The organism is Actinacidiphila glaucinigra (genome assembly GCF_035918135.1).
GTDB classification, from domain to species: domain Bacteria; phylum Actinomycetota; class Actinomycetes; order Streptomycetales; family Streptomycetaceae; genus Actinacidiphila; species Actinacidiphila glaucinigra.
Genome location: NZ_CP109144.1, coordinates 2,688,860 through 2,708,927, shown reverse-complemented (window position 1 = coordinate 2,708,927; position 20,068 = coordinate 2,688,860). Strand labels below are relative to the sequence as shown.

Sequence of the window (20,068 nt, the reverse complement as noted above, 5' to 3'; positions counted from 1 at the left end):
CCTCAGCGGCGCAGCGCGGGATGGTCCGCCACGACGGTGCACGACCCCGGGGCGATCTCGGTGAACCCCGCGTCGCGCACCACGGGCAGACCGGCGGCGGTGAGCGCCTCCCAGCCGGCCTGCGGCGCCGTGCGCACCGCCAGCGGGAAACCGGTGTCGCGCCAGTGCGCGCGCTCGGCGGCGGACAGCGCGAGCCAGGCGAGCTGGGCGCCGTGCCCGGCCTGCGCCATGGCCTTGCCGGCCGACATCTGCACCCCCGGGTTGAGCCAGAGCACCGGCGTCCCGTCCTCCGGCGCCACGGGCGGCTCCGGGTCCTCCAGCTCCGTCCCGGACACCTGCAGCCGCGCCAGGTCCTTGGGCCAGCCGTCCAGCGGCACCGGCGGGAAGACGCGGACCTCGGCGGACTTGCCGGTGACCGTGATGCCGGGAAGCGTCTCGGCCCGCCGCCACTCGGCGCCCCGCGCCCGCCGTACGACCTTGCGGATGCGGGCGTCCTCCCAGCCCCGTACCGCCTCGGCCCACTCCCCGTCCGCGGTGGTCGCGCGCTCGTCGGAGCGCAGCATGAGCACGGCACGGGCGGCCGTCTCCAGCGCGTCGGTGCGCCCCGGCGGGGCGGCCCGCTCGATGCGGACGACCAGGGGCAGGACGAACTGGGGTGCGGCGTCACGAGGATCGGTTGTCACCTCGACAGTCTGCCACCCGCCCCCGGAAGAGCTTGTCGGAGCCGATCCCTCCGGGCCAGGATGCCGGGGTGCACAGCGACCTCTTCGCGACCGAGAACACGGCGCAGCCGGCCACCGAGCCCGGCATGACCCTCCAGAACGCCAAGTCGATCAAGTACGCGGTGAACGGCGAGTGCCTGGCCCGCCAGGGCTCGATGATCGCCTTCCGCGGCAACCTGCAGTTCGAGGTGAAGGGCCAGGGCGTCGGCAAGTTCCTCAAGCGCGCCTTCACCGGCGAGGGCCTGCCGCTGATGTCGGTCCGCGGCCAGGGCGAGGCCTGGTTCGCGCACGAGGCCGCCAACTGCTTCATCGTCGACCTCGACCCGGGCGACAGCCTCACCGTCAACGGCCGCAACGTGCTGGTCTTCGACTCGACCCTCTCCTACGAGATAAAGGTCGTGAAGGGCGCCGGAATGGCCGGCGGCGGCCTGTTCAACAGCGTCTTCACCGGGCACGGCCGCCTCGGCGTCATGTGCGAGGGCAACCCGATCGTCATCCCGGTCACCCCGCAGGCCCCGGTCTACGTCGACACCGACGCGGTCGTCGGCTGGAGCGCCCACCTGCAGACCTCCCTGCACCGCTCGCAGAGCTTCGGCTCGATGCTGCGCGGCGGCTCGGGCGAGGCCGTGCAGCTGATGCTGCAGGGGGAGGGCTTCGTGATCGTCCGGCCCAGCGAGTCCACACCCCACCAGCCCTCCAACTGACGTGCGGCTGGAGGCGGTCGGCCGCCGGTACGGGGCGCGCGGGCCCTGGGTGCTGCGAGGGGTCGACCTCGACGTGCCCGGGGGACAGGTGCTGCGCGTCGAGGGGACGAACGGCAGCGGCAAGTCCACGGTCCTGCGGATCCTCGCCGGCATCGACCGCCCCACCACGGGCCGGGTCAGCGGGCGCCCGCGCACCGCGTACGTGCCCGAGCGCTTCCCGCCGGCGCTGCCCTTCGACGCGCACGGCTACCTCGTGCACCTCGGGCGCGTGCACGGGCTGGGCGGCCGCACCGCCGCCCGGCGGGCCGAGGGGTGGCTGGAGTGCTTCGGCATCGCCGGGTACGCCCGCACCCCGCTCGCCGAACTGTCCAAGGGCACCTGCCAGAAGGTGGCGGTCGCCCAGGCGCTGGTGGCCGAGCCCGAACTCCTCGTCCTCGACGAGGCGTGGACCGGCCTCGACGGGGACGCGCGCGCCGTCCTGGACGACGCCGTGCGTGCCCGGAGCGCCGCGGGCGGCACCGTCGTCTTCGTCGACCACGACCCGCGGCGGCTGGCCGCCGACACCACGGCGGCCCACCGCGTCCAGGACGCCCGGCTCGTGCCGGTGCCCCTGGACGCCGCCTCCGGGCCGCGCGTCGTCATCGAGGCCACCGGCGGCGGGGAGCCGCCCGCCGGCCTCGCGTACGAACCCGCCGCGCCCGGCACGCTGCGGGTGACCGTCCCGGCCGCCGAGTCCGACGCCGTCCTGCGGCGGCTGCTCGCCGCGGCCCCGCCCTGGCACATCCGCTCGGTACGTCCCGCGCAGCCGCCCACGGAGCCCGCATGACCGCGACCCTGCACTACCGGACCGCCCTGCTCCTGAGGTCCTTCCGCTGGCTGCCGCCGCTGCTGCTCCACCTGGCCGTCATGGGGATCGGGCTCGCCGGGGGACCGCGGCCGCTGCTGGACTCCCTCGGCTGGAGCGCCGCCGCGCTGCTCCCGGCCGCGGCCTGGCTGGTGCGCGTCAGCGTGACGGCCGAGCCGCCGGCCGCCCGTGCCTGCGTGGCGGCCGCCACCGGGCCGGGGCGGGCCCACACGGCGGGCGTCCTGGCGGCGCTGGTGTGCTCGGTGGTGCTGGGCGCGGTGAGCACCGCCGTGGTCGTCGCCATCGCCGACCCGCACACCACGGACCACCTGAAGGCCGTCCCGGTGGTCCCGGCGGCCGCGGCCGGTCTCCTCGCCACCCTGGTGACCGCGCTGCTCGGCACCGCCGTCGGCGCCCTCACCAACCCGCCGGTGCTGCTCCGCCCCGGTTGGGCGGTGCCCGTCACGGCCCTCACCGCGGTCCTGGTCCTCGTGGCCGCCGGATCTCCCGCCAACGCGGCGGTCACCGGGCTCGTCACCGGTTCCCGTACGGGCGTCGTCCCGTTCCCGCCGGTGCCGCTCCCGCTGGCGGCGCTCGCCGCCTGCGGCGCCACCTGGCTCGCGGCGACGCTCAGCGCCCGCCGCGGCTGAGGGGCCGGGGGCGGGTACGGGGGACGCTCAGCCCTCCAGCGCCATCCGGACGCCCAGCGCCACCAGCACGCCGCCGGACACCGCCTCCAGACGGCGCCGCACCGCGGCGCGGCCGAACACCGACCTCAGGCGGTCGACGAACCAGACGTACGCCCCGTAGTAGCCGACCTCGTAGACCGCCCACAGCGCCGCGAGCCCGGCCATCGTGGGGAGCTGGGGCGCGCCCGAGGGCACGAACTGCGGCAGGAACGACATCGCGAAGACCGCCGCCTTGGGATTGGCCAGGTTCATCCCGAGCCCCGCGCGGTAGGCCGCCCACGGCGTCACTGTCACGTCCCCACCCGCCGCGACCCGCTCGGGGTCCGGGCCGCGGCGGGCGGCACGCAGCGCCTGCACGCCGAACCAGACCAGGACGAAGGCGCCGACGATCCGTACGACGTCGTAGGCGAGTTGTGAGGCCGCGAGGAGCGCGGTGAGCCCGAAGGCGGCGCACAGGCCCCAGACGAACACACCGGTCTCGTTGCCGAGGACGGTCGCGAAGCCGGCACGGCGGCTGCGCAGGGAGTGCCTGATGATCAGCACCGTGCTCGGCCCGGGGGCCGCGGCGACGAGGGTGCACGCACCGAGGAAGGGCAGCAGGACGCTCAGCATCCCGTCATGGTGCTGCAGCGGGCCCCTCGCGCACCAGACGGTTTCCCTGCGCCGCCACGTCCTGCCCGCCCTTCCCCGCGCCGTCCGCGCCGTCCCCGGGACCACCGCCGCCGGACAGCCGCATCGCCACGCAGGCCCCGGCGTACAGCACGGCGACCAGGATCAGCAGCGCCCGGTAGCCGGTGAGCAGCGCCAGGTACTCCAGGGCGCCGCCGGTCAGGGCGCCCAGGAGGTTGGCGCCGAAGGCGGAGGTCGGGTCCGGTGATTTGGCGAGGCGGTCGGAGAAGATCAGGTTGGCGCAGAAGATCGGCGCGAAGGCGAGCGCGACGGCGGCCGCGAGGCGTGCCGCGAAGGGCAGCGACAGCACGGCCTGCACCGGGACGAGCCAGCCGACGGCGAGCGTGACGAAGAGCAGGATCTGCAGCGCCGTCTGGTTGAGCCGGCGCATACGGCGCCGCACCTCGACGGCGGCCAGCACCGCCAGCAGCACCCCGATGAAGACCAGCGCGTTCACCAGCCAGGTGGTGCCGAAGTACAGCGCGAAGCCGATGACGTTCTTCGTCTCCAGCAGCAGGAAGGCCGCGCCCATCAGGAACATGTCGGCGTAGCGCAGCGTCCCGCGCAGCCGTACCCCGGCCAGCCGCACCGAGATCACGGTGACCAGCAGGATCAGGCCGAGCGCGCCGAGGTAGAGGCTCGGCACGGTGCGGTTCAGCAGGTAGGGGAAGGGGTGGTCGTCGTCGGCGGGCGGGGGCACCGCCCCGGAGGCCCGCCAGACCGTCCCGCAGCTCTGGTCCGCCGGCGTCAGCCCGGCCACCAGGACCGCGGCGCGCTTGCTGTACTCCGTCATGCACGGCGCGTGCCCGAAGACCTGGTCCAGGCTCCCGGCGAAGCGGTCGATCAGCCATTGCTGCCGGTAGTAGTTGTACATGGCGAACGCGCCGCCGGGCGCGAGGTGGTCACGTGCCGACTCGAAGGCCTGCTTGGTGAAGAGGTAGCTCTCCAGCCGCAGGTTGCTCGCCCCCGACACCAGCGTGAGCGAGTCCGGCAGGGCCAGCACGATCAGGTCGTACTTCGTGTTCGTCCGCTCCAGGAAGGCCCGGCCGTCGTTGATGTGGACGTGCACCCGCGGGTTCTCGTACGGCCGCGCGGGGTGCAGCTGCGCCCCGATCTCCTGCAGCCGCGGGTCGATCTCGACGGCGTCCACGTACTGCGCGCCGTTGGCCAGTGCGACGGCCACGTCGTTGCCGTTGCCCGCGCCGATCACCAGCACCTTGCGGTGCGGATTGTCCGGGGTCTCCCGGTAGGCCTGCTCGTACGGCGAATTGGGCTGCTGCAGCACCGGCAGCGGCGCGATGCTCTGGTGCGGAACGCCGTTGGCGGCGATCTTGTACGTCCGCGAGCTGGTGCCCGGCTCGGGGCGGGTCAGCTCGATCTTGTAGTACGGCGACCACGACACCCCCGGCGCCAGCGACTCGAAGAGCAGCGTCAGCACCATCGCGGCCAGCGGCAGCGCGTACCGCAGCGTGTTCCGCCGGCCGCCGAGCACGAACAGCGCCGCCGCGGCGATCAGCCCCCACACCAGCGAGGGGGCGCGCAGCCACGACAGCCCCGCGAAGGCCACCGAACCGGTCAGCGAGCCGAGCAGGTCCCAGCGGTAGGCCTCCAGCGACGGCAGCTGCCGGAACAGATCGGCGGTGATCTTGCCGATCGCCATCATGGCGACCGCCACCAGCAGGAAGAGCACCGGCAGCGTCACCCACTGCGGCAGCCCGGTGGTCCTGACCGCCGTGAAGTAGATGATGTCGCCGCTGCTCTGCCGCACCTGGACCGGGAACTCCCGTACCAGCACCACCAGCACCGCCAGCGGCAGCGGCGCCCACCGCTTGAGCCACTGGCCGCGTTCCGCCCCGATGAGGAAGCCCAGCCCGATGCCGAGGAACGAACCGAGCAGGATGAAGTTGGAGAAGTAGCTCAGATGGACGACGTTCGCGCCCGCCCACCGGATCAGCGCCAGTTCGACGAAGAGCATGGTGGCGCTGGCCAGCAGCAACCTGGCCCGTACGTGGTGTTCCATGCCGCGCCACGTTGCCACCCGGTGGGCGGGGAGTCGACGGACGCGCCCCGCGTGGCGCGCGAGCCCCACGCGGGGGGCCTAGCCGTCGGATTTCGTGATCAGTCCCCCACGGGGGCCAGCCGCAGCGAGATCGAGTTGATGCAGTAGCGCTGGTCCGTCGGGGTGTCGTAACCCTCGCCCTCGAAGACGTGGCCCAGGTGCGAGCCGCAGCGGGTGCAGCGGACCTCGGTACGGGCCATGCCCATCGAGCGGTCCTCGATCAGCTCGACGGCCTTGCTGTCCTTCGGGTCGTAGAAGGACGGCCAGCCGCAGTGCGACTCGAACTTGGTGTCCGAGGTGAACAGTTCGGCGCCGCAGGCGCGGCACGAGTAGACGCCCCGGGTCTTGGTGTCGGTGTACTCACCCGTGAAGGGACGCTCCGTGCCGGCCTGACGCAGGACCGCGTACTCCTGCGGCGTCAGTTCCTGACGCCACTGCTCCTCGGACTTGTCGACTTCGTACGCCATGGTCCTCCCTCTCCTCAGTTCTCCAGGCGCGCGAGAATGCGCGGACCGAGATCGGTCACGTCTCCCGCGCCCATGGTGAGAACAAGGTCACCGGGCTTGGCCATTCCGGCGACGACCTCGGGGACCGCTTCCTTGTCGTGTTCGGCGGTGACGTCGGCGCCCGCGGCGGCGGCCGCGTCGATGATCAGGCCGCTCGTGATGCCGGGGATCGGGTCCTCGCGGGCCGGGTAGATGTCCAGCACCACGGAGGCGTCGGCTAGCGCGAGGGCCCGGCCCATCTCGCGGCCCAGCTCCTGGGTGCGGCTGAACAGGTGCGGCTGGAAGACCACGACGATGCGCCGGTCCTCCGCCGCCTCGCGCAGGGCCTGCAGGTCCGCGGTCATCTCGGTCGGGTGGTGCGCGTAGGAGTCGATGACCTGGACGCCCGCGGCGGTGCCCTTCAGCTGCAGCCGGCGCTTCACCCCGGTGTAGGTGCCGAGCGCCTTGGCCAGGCCGTCCGCCGGGACGCCCAGCGCGACGCCCGCGGCGAGGGCGGCGACCGCGTTGTGGGCGTAGTGCCGGCCGGGCACGGAGACGGTGAAGGTGTGCTCCTCGCCGTCCAGGCGGACGCTGACCTCGCTGGACATCCCGTGCGGGGTGACCCGCAGGATCCGCACGTCGGCCTCCTCGTCCTCGCCGACGCGCACGATGTTCAGCCCCTCGCGGCCCGCCACCCGGGCGGCCAGCTCCCGCGCGCCGGAGTGCTCGCCGACGATCAGGGTGCCACCGGGGACGATCTTGCCGACGAAGACCTCGAACGACTCGTGGATCTCGTCCATCGACGCGTAGTTCGCGTGGTGGTCGAGCTCCACGTTGAGCACGATCGCCACCTCGGGCTCGTACTTCTGGAAGCTGCGGTCGCTCTCGTCCGCCTCCGCCACGAAGATCTCGCCGGTGCCGTGGTGGGCGTTGGAGCCCGGGGCGTCCAGGTCGCCGCCGATGGCGTAGGACGGGTCCAGGCCCAGCGCGGACAGGCTCACCGCGAGCATGGAGGTGGTGGTCGTCTTGCCGTGCGTGCCGGCCACCGCGATCGGGCGCGAGCCCCCCATCAGCGCCGCCAGCGCGTCCGAGCGGTGCACCACCGGGATGCCGCGCTCGCGGGCCGCCTCCAGCTCCGGGTTGTCCTCACGGATGGCGCTGGAGACGACCACACAGGTCGCGTCCTGCGCGAGGTGCGCGGCCGAGTGGCCGATGTGGACGGTCGTGCCCAGCTCGCGCAGCGCGTCCGTCGTGCCGGAGTCCTTCGCGTCGCTGCCCGCGACGACGGCGCCGCGCTGGGTCAGGATCTTCGCGATGCCCGACATCCCGGCCCCGCCGATCCCGATGAAGTGAGGTCGGTCCATGCCGGGGGGAAGGGTGGGGCTCATGCGCGGTGCTCCCTGGAACTCACTGGGTCGGTTGTCGGCCGTGCCCGATTCTTCCACCAGTCGCAGGCACGGTGTCCGCTCAGTCCTCCGCGTTGTGCGCGAACAGCTTCAGCACCGGCACGCCGACCTTGTGCCGGGCCCGGGACGTCCAGTCGCGGTGGAAGAACTCCTCCACCAGGTGCGGCGCGGTGAGCACGATCACCTCGTCGGCGTGGGTCTGCTCGACCACCGACCTCATCAGCTCGATGGGGTGCCGCTCGACCACCTCGCCCACCGCCTCGCAGCCCGCGTCGCGCAGTGCCGTCAGGCTGTGGTTCAGCGCGCGCTCGGCCGGCAGGAGCGCCTGGTCGCCCTCCGGGCGGTCGCGCTCGTGGACGGCCTTGTCCAGTTCACCCAGGGCGACGTCGTCGATGGCCCGCAGCAGCCGGTCCTGGTCGCCGCGGGGCTGCATGAGGACGACGAAGGAGACGGGCTCGTCGCCGTGGAGCGTGGTGACCAGTTCCACGTCGGCGGGGACGAGCGGCTGCTCGATCATGAGTACGGTCGTGAACACGGACGCGTCCTTCTCTCTCGCGGGCCGTCGGGCCTGCCACGGAAACCATCCTGCCCCGTCGGGGCGCGGGGCACGCGGGGTCATCTTTTCCCGCGCCGTGGCACGCGGACGTGCGCGGGCGGGCAATCGGCGCCATCCGGGTGAGGCCGGAGGCGCCGGGCGGCCGGTCCCGGTCGTGCCGGGGCCGGTCAGCCACGTACGTAGCGGGTGAACAGGAAGCCGTCCTCCTCCAGGATCGACAGCGGGGTGTAACGGACGGGGTCGGTGATGCCGGGGCCGTTCATGATGCGCATTGCGTCCCCGGCGGTCAGCAGCGGCGCGATCGTCAGGCACAGCTCGTCGACCACCCCGGCCGCGGCGAACTGGGCGAGCAGCCGCGGGCCGCCCTCGGCCAGCATCCGGCGCAGCCCGAGTGCGGCGAGCTCGCGCACCACGCGCGCCGGCTCCACGCCCGCGCCCGAGCCGGCCCTGACGACCCGCGCCCCCGCCTTCTCGGCCGCCGCGACCCGGTCGGCCGGGGCGTCCTCGCCGGTCAGCAGGAGCGTCGGCACCAGCGGCTCGGTGAACAGGGGCAGCGAGAAGTCCAGGTCGAGCCGGGCGCTCACCACGGCGATCGCGGCGGCCGGGCCCTGCCCCGCCGCGGTCCTGCGGTCCGCGAAGGCCTCCCGGGCGCGGGCCGGGCGGTAACCCTCCTGGCGCACCGTCTCCGCGCCGACGACCACGACGTCGGCCAGGGCCCGCAGCACCCCGAAGACCCGCATGTCGGCGTCCGAGGACAGCGGCTGGGAGCGCCCGTCGTGCCGGGCCGCGCCGTCCAGCGACGAGACCATGTTCGCCCGCAGCCAGGGCGCGTCGCCGGCCGGGTACGCGTACGCGTCGGCCAGTGCCTCCGGGGTGTCCAGTGCCTCCGGGGTCTCCGGGGTCTCGGCGGGCGCGGGGGCGGGGAAGAGGCGGCGCATGGCTGCAGTCTTCCACGGCCCCCGGGAGTGGGACCGGCCACACGGCGGCGAGGGGACCGCCGGCGAGGCACTAGGCTGGAGTGCTGTGTCCTCGTCCTTCGCCGCCGCGCAAGAATCCAGCCCGATACCCGGCGGGACGCCGCCCGTGTCGCTGAGCGGACGCGAGCCGCGCGTACCCGCTGACCGGCTGGTGGCGGAGATGGTGCCGCCGCCGCGCTTCGACTCCGTACGGTTCGACAACTACCTCCCGGACCCGAAGCAGCCGAGCCAGTCCGAGGCCGTCGGCACGCTGCGGTCCTTCGCGGAGGGGCTGGGCGCCCCCGACGACGGCGGACGCAGGCGCTGGTTCCGGCGCCAGGCCGGACCGGCAGCCCCGGCCGGCCCGGGCGGGGTCTACCTCGACGGCGGCTACGGCGTGGGCAAGACCCATCTGCTCGCCTCGCTCTGGCACGCCACGCCCGCGCCGCCCGAGCAGAAGGCCTTCGGCACCTTCGTGGAGCTCACCAACCTCGTCGGCGCCCTCGGCTTCCAGCAGGCCGTGCAGGCGCTCAGCGGGCACCGCCTGGTCTGCATCGACGAGTTCGAACTCGACGACCCCGGCGACACCGTGCTCGTCTCGACCCTGCTGGGCAGACTGGCCGGCGCCGGGGTGAGGCTGGCCGCGACCTCCAACACCCTGCCCGGCAGGCTCGGCGAGGGCCGGTTCGCGGCCGCCGACTTCATGCGCGAGATCCAGGGCCTGTCCGCCCGCTTCCGATCGCTGCGCATCGACGGCGAGGACTACCGCCACCGCGGCCTGCCCGAGGCCCCGGCGCCGTACGCCGACGAGGAGGTCACCGCCGCCGCGGGCCGCACCCCCGGCGCCTCACTGGACGACTTCGGCGCCCTCCTCGCCCACCTCGCCCGGGTCCACCCCAGCCGCTACGGCGCGTTGTGCGACGGCGTCGAGGCGGTCTTCCTGCGCGGCGTCCGCCCGGTGGAGGACCAGGCCACCGCACTGCGGCTGGTCGTCCTGGCCGACCGGCTCTACGACCGCGAGGTCCCCGTCATGACCTCCGGCGAGCCCTTCGACCGCATCTTCAGCGAGGAGATGCTCGCCGGCGGCTACCGCAAGAAGTACTTCCGGGCCATCTCCCGCCTCACCGCCCTCGCCCGCGACGCCGAGCGGCTCGCCGCCCCGGACGGTTCCTGAACCGCGGCCCCGCCGCGCCCGAAGGGGACCGCGGAGCACCCTGACCGGACGGCCGGTGGCGAGACGCCGTGTTCCCCCGCGTCCGGAGCCGTGCTAGACACACTCGGGTCAATCGCCTGTCCGCCAGCAGGGAGAGTGACCCATGTCCGTGACCAGACGTCAGATCATCGCCAGGACCGGCGCGTTGGGCGCCGGAATCGCCTTCTCCGGAAGCGTCTCGGAGGTGTTCGCCGGTACGGCGTTCGCCGCGGGGGCCGGCGGGTACGGCCCCCTCGTGCCCGATCCCGACGGCCTCCTCGACCTTCCCCGCGGATTCCGCTACCGCGTGCTGTCCCGTCAGGGCGACGCACTGAGCTCCGGCGAGGGACCGGTGCCCGGGAACTTCGACGGCATGGCCGCGTTCCCCGCCCGCCGCGGCGACGGGGTGCGCCTCGTCCGCAACCACGAGAACCGCGCCACCGCCACCGCCGCCGTCCCCCTGGTCGACGGGCTGGTCTACGACCCCGCGGCCAAGGGCGGCTGCACCGTCCTGGCGCTCGACCGGGGTGGCGCGGTCACCTCGGAACGGGTGGCCATCGCCGGTACCGCCGTGAACTGCGCGGGCGGAACGACCCCGTGGCGTACCTGGCTGACCTGCGAGGAGAACGAGGACAAGGCCGGTACCGGCGGCTACGCCAAGGACCACGGCTTCATCTTCGAGGTGGACCCCCACGACCCCCGGAGCACGGGCGCCGAGCCGCTGACGGCCATGGGCCGCTTCCAGCACGAGGCCATCGCCGTCGACCCCCGCGACGGCACCGTGTACGAGACGGAGGACGCCTTCCAGGCGCCCTTCGGCATGTTCTACCGCTTCCACCCGCGCAAGCCCCTCGGCGGCCGCGGCTCCCTGCGGGCCGGCGGCACCCTGCAGGCCATGCGCGTGCCGGGTGTGCCCGACCTGTCGGCGGTCCAGGAGACCGGTGCCTGCTTCGACGGGATCGAATGGGTGCGCGTGCCCGATCCCCTGGCGAAGGAGACCCCGCTGCGGCAGCAGGACTTCGGTCCCCGTGGGATCACGCACGCCCAGAAGCTGGAGGGCTGCTACTGGGGCGGCACCAGCGTCTACTTCGTCTCCAGCTTCGCCCGTGCCGCCGAGGGCTCCGCGGCCACCCACTTCGGCCAGGTCTGGCGCTACGACCCGGCCAGGCGGCGGCTGACCCTCGTCGTGGTCTTCGGGCCCGCGACCGACGTACAGCTGCCGGGCGAGTCCCCGGACAACATCGCCCTCGCCCCGCAGGGCGGCCTGATGGTCTGCGAGGACGGCGAGGGCGCCCAGCACGTCTACGGAGTCTCCCGGCGCGGCGAGGTGTACGCGATGGCGCGCGGCCGCCAGAACATCGGCACCGCCGACGCCCCCGAATGGGGCGAGTTCGCCGGGGTCACCTTCGCGCCGGACGGCCGGACCATGTACGTGAACTGCTACAACCCCGGGACCACCTTCGCCGTCACGGGCCCCTGGGGCCGCGCTGGCGGCCACGGCTGATCCGTCGCACCATCGGACCAACCACCCAGGCGCCCGCGGGGGCCGTCGTCACGGAGGGAGGCGCGGTGACGAGGAACAGCCCGAAGTCCGGATCCGGCAGCACGGCAGGGCTGCGCGCGAAGCTGCGCGTCCCGTCGGGCGGCGGTCCCGTACGGCTGCGGTCGCACGACCCGCGCGGCACACCGGGCGGCCCGGCGGGCAAGACCGAGGCGCTGGAGAGCGTGCCGTACGCCAGGGGCCGGATCACGGCGCTGCAGGAGCGGCTCTTCGCGCAGAGCACGGCCGGCGACCCGCGTTCCGTCCTCGTCGTCCTCCAGGGCATGGACACCTCGGGCAAGGGCGGCTCGGTGCGGCACCTGGCGAGCCTGCTCGACCCCGCCGGATGCCGCATCGCCGCCTTCAAGGCCCCCACGGCGGAGGAGAACGCGCACCACTTCCTCTGGCGGGTCGAGCGCGCCATGCCCGGCCCCGGGCGGATAGGCGTCTTCGACCGCTCCCACTACGAGGACGTGCTCGTGCCCCGGGTCCGGGGCCGTGCGCCGCTCTCGGTGTGGGAGGAGCGCTGCGAGACCATCAACTCCTTCGAGGCCTCGCTCGCCGACGACGGCGTCAGCGTCGTCAAGGTCTTCCTGCACATCAGCCGCGACGAGCAGCGCACCCGCCTGCTGGCCCGGCTGGACAATCCCTGCAAGCACTGGAAGTTCGGCCCCGCCGATCTGGAGGACCGGGCGAGGTGGGCCTCGTACCAGCAGGCGTACGAGGACGTCCTCGGCCGCTGCTCCACGGAGACCGCGCCCTGGTACGTCGTCCCCGCGGACCGCAAGTGGTACCGGAACTGGGCCGTCGGGCGGCTGCTGATGGAGCACCTCGACCTGATCGACCCGGTGTGCCCGCCGGCCTCCTTCGACGTCGAGGCCGCCCGCAAGCAGCTGCTGGAGGACTGACCGGACGCCGGGCGGCTCAGCCGCTGCAGGCCGTGCGCTGGGCCTCGTGCCAGGCGCAGACCGGGCAGAGGGTCGCACCCGGCTGGGAGTCGGGGTGCTCGGTCGGGTCGCCGCAGTGGACGCAGATCGCGCGGGGCTCGTCGTCGGTCGTCACCCGTTCAGGGTAATCAGCGCTCACGGAGCACCGCGACCGAGTGGCCGGGCAGGTGGAGGCAGCCGGTGTCGGTGGGCGGCGGGCAGGGACGCCAGGCCGCGACCGGGACGTAGCCCGTCGGGTCGGCGCGGCCCGGGTGGTGCAGGGGGACCAGCGCCTCCTCGGGGGAGAAGTTGACGGCGATCCGGAAGCGTCCGCGGTCCAGCCGCAGGGTGTGCCCGCCCACGGTGACGTGGACGGCGTCCAGGGCCGGGTCGGTCAGCTCGGGCTCGGCGTGGCGCAGCGCGATCAGCCGCCGGTACCAGGCGAGCAGCTCCGCGTGCGGCTCCCGGGCCTGCTCGGACCAGTCCAGGCAGGAGCGCAGCCGGGTCGCCGGGTCCTGCGGGTCGGGGATGTCCTCGGCCTTCCAGCCGTGCTCGGCGAACTCGCGGCGGCGGCCCCGCGTGATGGCGGCGGCGAGCTCGGGGTCGTCGTGGTCGGTGAAGAACTGCCAGGGCGTGCGGGCACCCCACTCCTCGCCCATGAAGAGCATCGGCGTGTACGGGGAGGTGAGCACGAGCGCGGCGGCAGCGGCGAGCAGCCCCGCGGGGACGCTCGCGCCGAGGCGGTCGCCCGTGGCGCGGTTGCCGATCTGGTCGTGGGTCTGGGTGTAGGCGAGGAAGCGGTGGCCCGGGGTGGTCGTCAGGTCGACGGGACGGCCGTGGGCGCGGCCGCGGAAACCCGAACGGGTGCCGTCGTGGAAGAAGACCCGGCGCAGTGTCTTGGCCACGGCGGTCACGGGGGAGAGAGCGAAGTCCGCGTAGTAGGCCTGGGACTCCCCGGTGACGGCGGCGTGCAGGGCGTGGTGGAAGTCGTCGTTCCACTGGGCGTGCACGCCCATGCCGCCGGCCTCGCGCGGGTCGGTGGTGCGCGGGTCGTTGCGGTCCGACTCGGCGATCAGGAAGAGCGGACGGCCGACCGCGGCCGCCAGCGCGTCGACCGCGCCGGACAGCTCCTCGAGCAGGTGCACCGCGCGGGTGTCGACGAGGGCGTGGACGGCGTCCAGCCGCAGCCCGTCGAGGCGGTAGTCGCGCAGCCACGCCAGGGCGCTGCCGACCAGGAAGTCGCGTACCTCGTCGGAGCCGGGGGCGTCGAGGTTCACGGCGTCGCCCCACGGGGTGTGGTGGCGGTCGGTGAAGTACGGGCCGAAGGCGGGCAGGTGGTTGCCCGAGGGCCCGAGGTGGTTGTGGACGACGTCCAGCACCACTCCGAGCCCGTGGCCGTGCGCGGCGTCCACGAAGCGCTTGAGCCCGTCGGGGCCGCCGTAGGGCTCGTGCACCGCCCACAGCGACACCCCCTCGTACCCCCAGCCGTGCGTGCCGGGGAACGGGCAGAGCGGCATCAGCTCGATGTGCGTGATCCCCAACCCGGCCAGGTACGGCAGGTGTTCGATCGCCGCGTCGAAGGTGCCGGCGGTGGTGAAGGTGCCGACGTGCAGCTCGTAGAGGACCGCGCCCGGCAGCGGGCGGCCCGCCCACTCGTGGGCCCAGGCGAACCGCTCGTGGTCGACGACCGCGCTCGGGCCCTCCGGCCCGTCCGGCTGGCGGCGGGAGCGGGGGTCGGGCCGCGGCGGGCCCTCGTCCAGCGCGAAGGCGTAGCGCGAACCGTGCGCGGCGGTCACGTCCGCGCACCACCAGCCGCGCCGTTCGGGGTCGCGCTCCATGTCGTGAGCCCGGCCGTCGACCCGTACCTCCACCTCACCGGCGTCCGGTGCCCACACGTCGAAGCGCATGGGCACCATGCTGCCCGCCGTCCGGAGGTCACACCAGGTTGACGCGCTCCTGGGAGACCGGATAACCCGCCTTGGCGAAGTGCGCGGCCATGGGCGCGTTGCCCTGGTCGGTGGCGGCGGCGATCTTCTCCGCGCCGTGACCGGCCAGGTCGTGCGTGCACTCGACCAGCAGGTCGTAGGCGTAGCCGTGGCCGCGCTGCCCGGGCAGCACGCCGATGAAGCCCACGCAGAATCCGCCCGGATTGCGCCCCGGCACATGGATGCCGGCGAGCTCGCCCTCGGGGGTGTACGCCAGGCGCCACCACTCGCGGGGCGACTGGAGCCAGTTGAGGAACTCCAGTTCTTCGCGGGCGGCCGCGTCCGGGCCGTGCAGCCGCACCATGCGGCGGGTGTGGGCGTCGAGGCTGCCGACCCCGATGCGCTCGAGTACGTCCAGGACGACGGCGTCGTCCGGCTCGGGCCGGTACTCGAGCCGTCCGGTGCGCTCGGGCAGCCCGCACTCGGGGGTCCAGGTGTAGCGGTAGCGTTCGACGAGCAGTTCCATGCCGGAGACGATCGCCGCGTCGATGCGGGTCTGGGCGGCCTCGCGGACCTCGCGCCGCTCCCGCCAGCCGGGCGGCAGCACCAGCTCGTACTCGGCCTTCAGCGGTGCCGTGCGCAGCAGCCGTACGGCCGCGTCGGCGTCGGTGAAGTCGAACCAGTCCAGCGCGATCGGCCTGTCGTCGGTGGGAGCGGCCCACCACGCCGCGCGGGCGACCACGGTGCCGTCGCGCAGGGCGACCCACGTCCAGTCGGGGCGGTACTCGCCGCCCTCGTCGGTCATGGCGTAGGTGTGGCCCATCAGGGACCGGCCGACCAGGCCGTCGTCCTCGGGGACCAGGGAGTGGAACAGGTGGGATTCGCCCGCGGCGAGCGGGCGGAAGACCAGATCGGTCATGAAGGTGAAGTCCTCACGGGAGAGCGGTGCGCTCCCGGTCAGACGGAGTACGCCCTGCGGACGACGGGGCGGGAGCGCGGAACGGTGAACAGGCACATGGCTTCCGCCTCCTTCCTCGGTCAAGGGCGTGCGCCCACCGTAGCCAGCCCGACCCCGAGGCGTCCACGCAATTAACGGCGCCGCCGCACGGGCCGCACCTTCTGGACACCCCGCCCTCCCCGGCCCGACAATCACGCAGGTGAGCTATGAGTTCCCGACGCACCCGCCGCGGCCCACCGACGCCGAACGCGAGCGCGCCATCGAGGTACTTCGCGAGGGTGCCGTCGACGGACGGCTGTCCCACGACACTTTCGTGCGCCGTATGGGACTCGCGCTCGAGGCCCGGCACTCCGCCGATCTGGCCGCCCTCATCGCCGACCTGCCGCCCCCGCAGGGCCGTTGGGCGAGGCTGACCGGCTCGATCGTCCGCGCCGTCACCAAGACCTCGGCGTTCCGCGCCCGCATGCGGCTCGCCTGGGCCGTCCAGCAGCTGCCGCCCCTGCTGCTGCCCGCCCCCGGCCCCTTCCCGGTGCGGATCGGCCGGGACCTGTCGTGCACCTTCCGGCTCAGCCACTCCTCGACCTCGCGCTTCCACGCCGAACTGAGCCACGAGGGCGGTCTGTGGGTGCTGCGCGACCTGGGTTCGATGAACGGCACCTGGGTCAACGGCCACCGCGTCATGGGCGCGGCCGCCGTCCGCCCCGGCGACCAGGTCACCTTCGGCGCGATGAGCTTCCGTCTCACCACCGCCTGAGCCCCGGGCCGGGGCCCGGCTTCACGGCCCGAACATCGGCTCGTACGCGTCGTAGGGTCCGTCGCCCTCGCCCGTGTACGGCAGGAAACCCGGCACCGTGCGGGCCGCCGTCGCCCGCAGCCGCGCGACGACCTCCTCGACCGGAGGGGGCGTCAGCCCGAGGGCCGCCACCAGCTCGGCGCGCTCGCGGTCCAGGTCCGGTTGGTCCGCGCGCGCCTCGGCGTCCAGCTTCTCCGGGGAGAACCCCGAGTCCACGTCGTGCCACCACACCGGGCAGGAGACGATCAGCTCCACCGCCTCGGGCAGGTCCGCGCCGATCAGCGCCGCCTGCCCCTCGGAGTCCGCGTACACCACGGGCCGCTCGGCGTCACCGGGCTCGCCGCACAGGTAGAACGTGCCGCCGGCGGCGTCGCCCGCTATGGGGCGCATCGCCAGGCCCGAGGGCAGACGCACTTCGTCGACCGGGTCGCGGCGGCTGACGTCGAAGTCACCGGTCCGTGTGAGGCTTGAGGCCGTGACCGGGTCGTTCTCGATGCGGGTGAGCAGGGCCTCCGAGGCGTCCATGGCAGGACGTTAACAGCGGGGTCCGACAATCCGGTCCGCGTCGCTCAGGCGGTGCGGGACCGCAGCGCCGCCTCCCGGCCGCCCGCGAGGCGCAGCACCTGCCCGCGGAACGGCGGCGGCCCCTCGTCGACGGTGGCGAAGCGCAACTCGTGGCCGTCCGGGTCGCGCAGTTGCGGGAGGAGCCAGCCGCGAGTGGTGCGCACGACGGCGCCGTGCGGTTCGCCGAGCGCGTCCAGCCGGGCCGCCAGCGCCTCCAGCGCCGGGAGGTCGGGGACGCCGAGGGAGAACCACGCGAAGCCCGCGGAGGCGGCCGCGAGGGCGGGGTCGTGGCGCAGGCACAGTACGGGCCCGCCGCCGGGGTGGGCCATGGCGATGCCGGCGAAGGCGCCGCCCTCCGTGAACTCCGCGATCCTGTGGTGGCCGAGGACCCGCTCGTACCACGCCTGCGACCGGGCCGGATCGCCGACGGGCAGCGTGACGTGGTGCACCCCGGCCAGACGCGGGATGAAGGGAATATCGGTATACATGCGGCATACCGTACAGCGCGCCCGGTCGTGGGACGCGGGGCGGAAGCGGCGTGCCGAGGGGCGGTTGACGGTCCGTCAGCGGCGCGGTGCCGACCGTGCCCCGGCGGCACCCGACGGGAGGGACGCCTGCGGTCCTCCCGCCCACGCCCCTGTGCGCCGGACGTCCTCCGCCCCGGGACCTCACTCGCCCACGTCGCGCACCAGCAGGCCCACCGGCAGCCGCTCCAGCAGCTCCGCGAGCGGCACCACGGCCTGGAACGGGCGGCCCGTCAGCACCTCCGTCCAGACCCCCTCCGGCAGCACCAGTTCCGAGCCGCGCCAGCCGCCCGCGTCCGCGAGCCGCCGAGACAGCCGGGTGACGACCGTGAGCGCCCGGCCGCCGCGGACGAAGGCCACGCAGTGCTCCCCGGCCGGGCCGCGCGCGTACAGCGGCTCGTACGAGGCCTGCGGGCCGGTGAACCACTGCGGGCGCGCCCGGCGCAGGCGCAGCGCGAACTCCGTCACCCGCCGCTTCTCGCTCACCTCGCCCTCGCCCTCGCCCTCGGCCGTGCCCGGGTCGTACGGACGGCGGTTGGCGGGGTCGACGAGCAGCAGCTGCCGCTCCTCGTCGCCCTGGTAGACGTCGGGCACGCCCGGCATGGTCAGGTGCGCCAGGTGCGCGCCGAGGACGTTGACGCGTTCGGGCCCGCGCAGGGCGCGGTCGATGCGCTCGGTGGCGAAGGCGGCCGGTCCGCCGACCAGTTCCCGGACGAAGGCGGTCATGTCCCGCTCGTACTCGGGCTGCCGCTCGGTCCACGAGGTCCGCAGACCCGCCTCGCGCTCCGACTTGAGCATGGTCGCCGCCACCAGGTCGGCCGCGCCGGGGTCGCAGAAGACGGCCGCGTACTGCCAGGCCTGGTACTCCACATGACGCTCCGGCAACGCGATCCCGCGGTGCCCCAGGTACTCCCGCAGATCCGCCGAGACCTCGCCCAGCCAGTCGGCCCACTCGCCGGGCAGCTCGCTCAGCGCGGCGAGCCGGGCGCGGACGTCGGCGCTGCGCTTGGTGTCGTGGGTGGAGCGCACGGTCCCGGTGAGCGGCCAGTCGCGCAGCAACCGCTCGCAGAAGGCGTGGAACTCCTCGGGCGAGGTGGCGGGACGGTCCGGCTCGCGGCCGACCTCGTTGAGGCTGAGCAGGGGGTGGTAGCGGTAGAAGGCGGTGTCCTCGGCGGACTTGGCGCGCAGCGCCGAGGAGACCTGGGCGAAGCGCACCGTGAAGTCCGCCGCGGCCTCCCCGCCGCCCCGGTGGCGGCCCAGGGCCAGGTCGCACACCGCCCCGGCCGCCGGGAGCCCGGTCGCGCCGGCCGCGGCCTCCAGCAGCGCGGTGTCCCGCGCGTCCGCGGGCTCGCCGGGGACGACGTACGGGCGGTAGCGCGGCAGCCGCACGAGCGTCGCCTCGACGGCCTCGCGCAGCGCGGCGGGCTCCAGCCCGGTGGCGCGGACGGCGGATCGGGTGAGCCGGTCCACCTCGGCCGCCAGGTCGTGCGTGACGATGTGCTCGGCGGCGGCCCGTACGGTCGGCGGCCACTCGCCGCCCGCGTCGGCGGGGGCGGCGGTGAACCCGCGGTAGCAGCGGGTGATCTCCTCGACGCCCGCCGGGTCGGTGAACAGCCCGTCGAGCCGGTCCAGGGCGTCGTAGCCGGTCGTGCCGGAGCAGGCCCAGCCGGCCGGCAGCCGCTCGTCGCCGGTGAGGATCTTCTCCACCACCGTCCAGCGGCCGTTCGAGGCGTCCGCGAGCCGCCGCAGGTAGCCGGCGGGGTCGGCGAGGCCGTCCGGATGGTCGATGCGCAGGCCGTCGGCGACGCCCTCGTCCAGCAGGCGCAGCAGGGTGGCGTGGGTGGCGGCGAAGACCTCGTCGTCCTCGACGCGGACCGCGATGAGTTCGGAGATGGTGAAGAAGCGCCGGTAGTTCAGCTCGGTGCGGGCCTGCCGCCACCAGGCGAGCCGGTACCACTGGGCGTCGACCAACGCGCGCAGCGGCAGTTCCTCGGTGCCGGGGCGCAGGGGGAAGGCGTGGTCGTGGTAGCGCAGCACCCGCTCGCCGGCGGCGCGGTCGCGTTCGACGCGCAGGTCGGGCAGCACCTCCTCCAACGGGCCGCCCAGCACCGGCAGCAGCAGCCGGTCGCCCTGCGCCGCCCAGTCGACGTCGAACCAGCGGGCGTACGGGGACCGCGGGCCGTCCCGGAGCACCTCCCACAGCGGCCGGGCCAGGTGCTCCGGCGCGGGTACGGCCATGTGATTGGGCACCACGTCCAGCACGAGCCCGAGGCCGTGCGCGCGGGCGGTGCGGGCCAGCGCGCGCAGCCCCTTCTCGCCGCCGAGCTCCTCGCGCACCCGGGTGTGGTCGACGACGTCGTAGCCGTGCGTGGAGCCGGGCACGGCCTGCAGCACCGGGGAGAGGTGCAGATGGGAGACGCCGAGCGCCGCCAGACGGGGGACGACGGCCTCGGCCGCGGCGAAGGGGAAGTCGGGCTGGAGCTGGAGCCGGTAGGTGGCGCTCGGCACGGAGGGGACGACAGCGGTCGGCGGGGTCGCGGCGCTTTCTGTCATGGA

The 20,068-nt window shown here is 74.2% G+C and carries 20 protein-coding genes; 7 read left to right on the top strand and 13 right to left on the bottom strand.

All coding sequences use genetic code 11. The features are described from left to right. Positions 1-2 precede the first annotated feature (2 nt). Positions 3-683: an aminoacyl-tRNA hydrolase gene (locus tag OIE69_RS11885; protein ID WP_326571942.1), complete on the bottom strand. Its 681-nt coding sequence runs from the start codon at positions 681-683 to the stop codon at positions 3-5. Between the two features lie 68 nt (positions 684-751). Here OIE69_RS11885 and OIE69_RS11880 point away from each other — a divergent pair, with 68 nt between their 5' ends. From OIE69_RS11880 to OIE69_RS11870, 3 genes are read left to right on the top strand one after another with little or no spacing between them, the layout of a single operon-like run. Continuing rightward, the gene (locus OIE69_RS11880; RefSeq protein WP_326571941.1) at positions 752-1,426 is read left to right on the top strand and encodes an AIM24 family protein; all 675 of its coding nucleotides are present in this window, start codon (positions 752-754) and stop codon (positions 1,424-1,426) included. 1 nt (position 1,427) lies between these two features. Continuing rightward, a complete protein-coding gene (locus tag OIE69_RS11875) occupies positions 1,428-2,252 on the top strand; it encodes an ABC transporter ATP-binding protein (RefSeq protein WP_326571940.1) in 825 nt (274 codons plus the stop codon). Beyond that, on the top strand, positions 2,249-2,920 hold the full coding sequence (locus tag OIE69_RS11870; RefSeq protein ID WP_326571939.1) for an ABC transporter: 672 nt from the start codon (positions 2,249-2,251) through the stop codon (positions 2,918-2,920). Before OIE69_RS11875 ends, OIE69_RS11870 begins: the two co-directional genes overlap by 4 nt. Before the next feature lie 27 nt (positions 2,921-2,947). Here OIE69_RS11870 and OIE69_RS11865 read toward each other — a convergent pair whose 3' ends face one another. The 6 genes from OIE69_RS11865 to OIE69_RS11840 form a co-directional block, all read right to left on the bottom strand. Next, positions 2,948-3,571 (bottom strand): LysE family translocator, encoded by a 624-nt coding sequence (locus tag OIE69_RS11865; RefSeq protein WP_326571938.1) that lies wholly within the window; start codon positions 3,569-3,571, stop codon positions 2,948-2,950. Between the two features lie 4 nt (positions 3,572-3,575). Then, the gene (locus OIE69_RS11860) at positions 3,576-5,648 is read right to left on the bottom strand and encodes a spermine/spermidine synthase domain-containing protein (protein ID WP_326571937.1); all 2,073 of its coding nucleotides are present in this window, start codon (positions 5,646-5,648) and stop codon (positions 3,576-3,578) included. 98 nt (positions 5,649-5,746) lie between these two features. Then, on the bottom strand, positions 5,747-6,154 hold the full coding sequence (gene msrB, locus OIE69_RS11855) for a peptide-methionine (R)-S-oxide reductase MsrB (protein ID WP_326571936.1): 408 nt from the start codon (positions 6,152-6,154) through the stop codon (positions 5,747-5,749). Positions 6,155-6,168: 14 nt separating this feature from the next. Further along, positions 6,169-7,560 (bottom strand): UDP-N-acetylmuramate--L-alanine ligase, encoded by a 1,392-nt coding sequence (gene murC / locus OIE69_RS11850; protein WP_326571935.1) that lies wholly within the window; start codon positions 7,558-7,560, stop codon positions 6,169-6,171. 79 nt (positions 7,561-7,639) lie between these two features. Further along, positions 7,640-8,113: an indole-3-glycerol phosphate synthase gene (locus tag OIE69_RS11845; protein ID WP_089222968.1), complete on the bottom strand. Its 474-nt coding sequence runs from the start codon at positions 8,111-8,113 to the stop codon at positions 7,640-7,642. A gap of 188 nt (positions 8,114-8,301) precedes the next feature. Then, positions 8,302-9,072 (bottom strand): pyrimidine reductase family protein, encoded by a 771-nt coding sequence (locus OIE69_RS11840; protein WP_326571934.1) that lies wholly within the window; start codon positions 9,070-9,072, stop codon positions 8,302-8,304. A gap of 145 nt (positions 9,073-9,217) precedes the next feature. Here OIE69_RS11840 and zapE point away from each other — a divergent pair, with 145 nt between their 5' ends. The 3 genes from zapE to OIE69_RS11825 all read left to right on the top strand — a co-directional run bounded on the left by zapE (position 9,218) and on the right by OIE69_RS11825 (position 12,730). Further along, positions 9,218-10,264 carry a cell division protein ZapE gene (gene zapE, locus OIE69_RS11835; RefSeq protein WP_326581096.1) on the top strand — a complete coding sequence of 349 codons (1,047 nt, stop codon included), beginning with the start codon at positions 9,218-9,220 and terminating at the stop codon, positions 10,262-10,264. 142 nt (positions 10,265-10,406) lie between these two features. Next, a complete protein-coding gene (locus OIE69_RS11830) occupies positions 10,407-11,786 on the top strand; it encodes an alkaline phosphatase PhoX (RefSeq protein ID WP_326571933.1) in 1,380 nt (459 codons plus the stop codon). 65 nt (positions 11,787-11,851) lie between these two features. Further along, positions 11,852-12,730 (top strand): PPK2 family polyphosphate kinase, encoded by an 879-nt coding sequence (locus OIE69_RS11825; RefSeq protein ID WP_326571932.1) that lies wholly within the window; start codon positions 11,852-11,854, stop codon positions 12,728-12,730. Between the two features lie 16 nt (positions 12,731-12,746). On the opposite strand, the gene OIE69_RS11820 is transcribed toward OIE69_RS11825, so the two are convergent. The 3 genes from OIE69_RS11820 to OIE69_RS11810 are packed head-to-tail and all read right to left on the bottom strand — an operon-like array spanning position 12,747 to position 15,592. Beyond that, positions 12,747-12,884 (bottom strand): hypothetical protein, encoded by a 138-nt coding sequence (locus OIE69_RS11820; RefSeq protein WP_179279697.1) that lies wholly within the window; start codon positions 12,882-12,884, stop codon positions 12,747-12,749. Positions 12,885-12,897: 13 nt separating this feature from the next. After that, positions 12,898-14,655 carry a malto-oligosyltrehalose trehalohydrolase gene (gene treZ / locus OIE69_RS11815; RefSeq protein ID WP_326571931.1) on the bottom strand — a complete coding sequence of 586 codons (1,758 nt, stop codon included), beginning with the start codon at positions 14,653-14,655 and terminating at the stop codon, positions 12,898-12,900. Between the two features lie 28 nt (positions 14,656-14,683). Further along, positions 14,684-15,592: a GNAT family N-acetyltransferase gene (locus OIE69_RS11810; protein WP_326581094.1), complete on the bottom strand. Its 909-nt coding sequence runs from the start codon at positions 15,590-15,592 to the stop codon at positions 14,684-14,686. Between the two features lie 238 nt (positions 15,593-15,830). On the opposite strand from OIE69_RS11810, the gene OIE69_RS11805 reads away from it, so the two are divergent. Further along, entirely contained in the window at positions 15,831-16,385 is a 555-nt protein-coding gene (locus tag OIE69_RS11805) for a DUF1707 and FHA domain-containing protein (RefSeq protein ID WP_326571930.1), read from the top strand. 21 nt (positions 16,386-16,406) lie between these two features. On the opposite strand, the gene OIE69_RS11800 is transcribed toward OIE69_RS11805, so the two are convergent. From OIE69_RS11800 to treY, 3 genes are all read right to left on the bottom strand, one after another. Beyond that, entirely contained in the window at positions 16,407-16,949 is a 543-nt protein-coding gene (locus OIE69_RS11800; RefSeq protein ID WP_326571929.1) for a hypothetical protein, read from the bottom strand. 44 nt (positions 16,950-16,993) lie between these two features. Continuing rightward, a complete protein-coding gene (locus OIE69_RS11795) occupies positions 16,994-17,476 on the bottom strand; it encodes a VOC family protein (protein ID WP_326571928.1) in 483 nt (160 codons plus the stop codon). A 180-nt stretch (positions 17,477-17,656) separates the two neighbouring features. Further along, complete coding sequence (treY, locus tag OIE69_RS11790; protein WP_326571927.1) at positions 17,657-20,065, bottom strand: malto-oligosyltrehalose synthase; 2,409 nt, start codon at positions 20,063-20,065, stop codon at positions 17,657-17,659. Positions 20,066-20,068: the final 3 nt, after the last annotated feature.

What these genes read in the sequence shown, in the direction of transcription:
- OIE69_RS11870 (WP_326571939.1), top strand. Translation starts at nt 2,249, where the DNA reads ATGACCGCGACCCTGCACTACCGGACCGCCCTGCTCCTGAGGTCCTTC.
- OIE69_RS11865 (WP_326571938.1), bottom strand. Translation starts at nt 3,571, where the DNA reads ATGCTGAGCGTCCTGCTGCCCTTCCTCGGTGCGTGCACCCTCGTCGCC.
- OIE69_RS11860 (WP_326571937.1), bottom strand. Translation starts at nt 5,648, where the DNA reads ATGGAACACCACGTACGGGCCAGGTTGCTGCTGGCCAGCGCCACCATG.
- msrB (WP_326571936.1), bottom strand. Translation starts at nt 6,154, where the DNA reads ATGGCGTACGAAGTCGACAAGTCCGAGGAGCAGTGGCGTCAGGAACTG.
- murC (WP_326571935.1), bottom strand. Translation starts at nt 7,560, where the DNA reads ATGAGCCCCACCCTTCCCCCCGGCATGGACCGACCTCACTTCATCGGG.
- OIE69_RS11840 (WP_326571934.1), bottom strand. Translation starts at nt 9,072, where the DNA reads ATGCGCCGCCTCTTCCCCGCCCCCGCGCCCGCCGAGACCCCGGAGACC.
- OIE69_RS11830 (WP_326571933.1), top strand. Translation starts at nt 10,407, where the DNA reads ATGTCCGTGACCAGACGTCAGATCATCGCCAGGACCGGCGCGTTGGGC.
- treZ (WP_326571931.1), bottom strand. Translation starts at nt 14,655, where the DNA reads ATGCGCTTCGACGTGTGGGCACCGGACGCCGGTGAGGTGGAGGTACGG.
- OIE69_RS11810 (WP_326581094.1), bottom strand. Translation starts at nt 15,592, where the DNA reads ATGACCGATCTGGTCTTCCGCCCGCTCGCCGCGGGCGAATCCCACCTG.
- OIE69_RS11800 (WP_326571929.1), bottom strand. Translation starts at nt 16,949, where the DNA reads ATGGACGCCTCGGAGGCCCTGCTCACCCGCATCGAGAACGACCCGGTC.
- OIE69_RS11795 (WP_326571928.1), bottom strand. Translation starts at nt 17,476, where the DNA reads ATGTATACCGATATTCCCTTCATCCCGCGTCTGGCCGGGGTGCACCAC.
- treY (WP_326571927.1), bottom strand. Translation starts at nt 20,065, where the DNA reads ATGACAGAAAGCGCCGCGACCCCGCCGACCGCTGTCGTCCCCTCCGTG.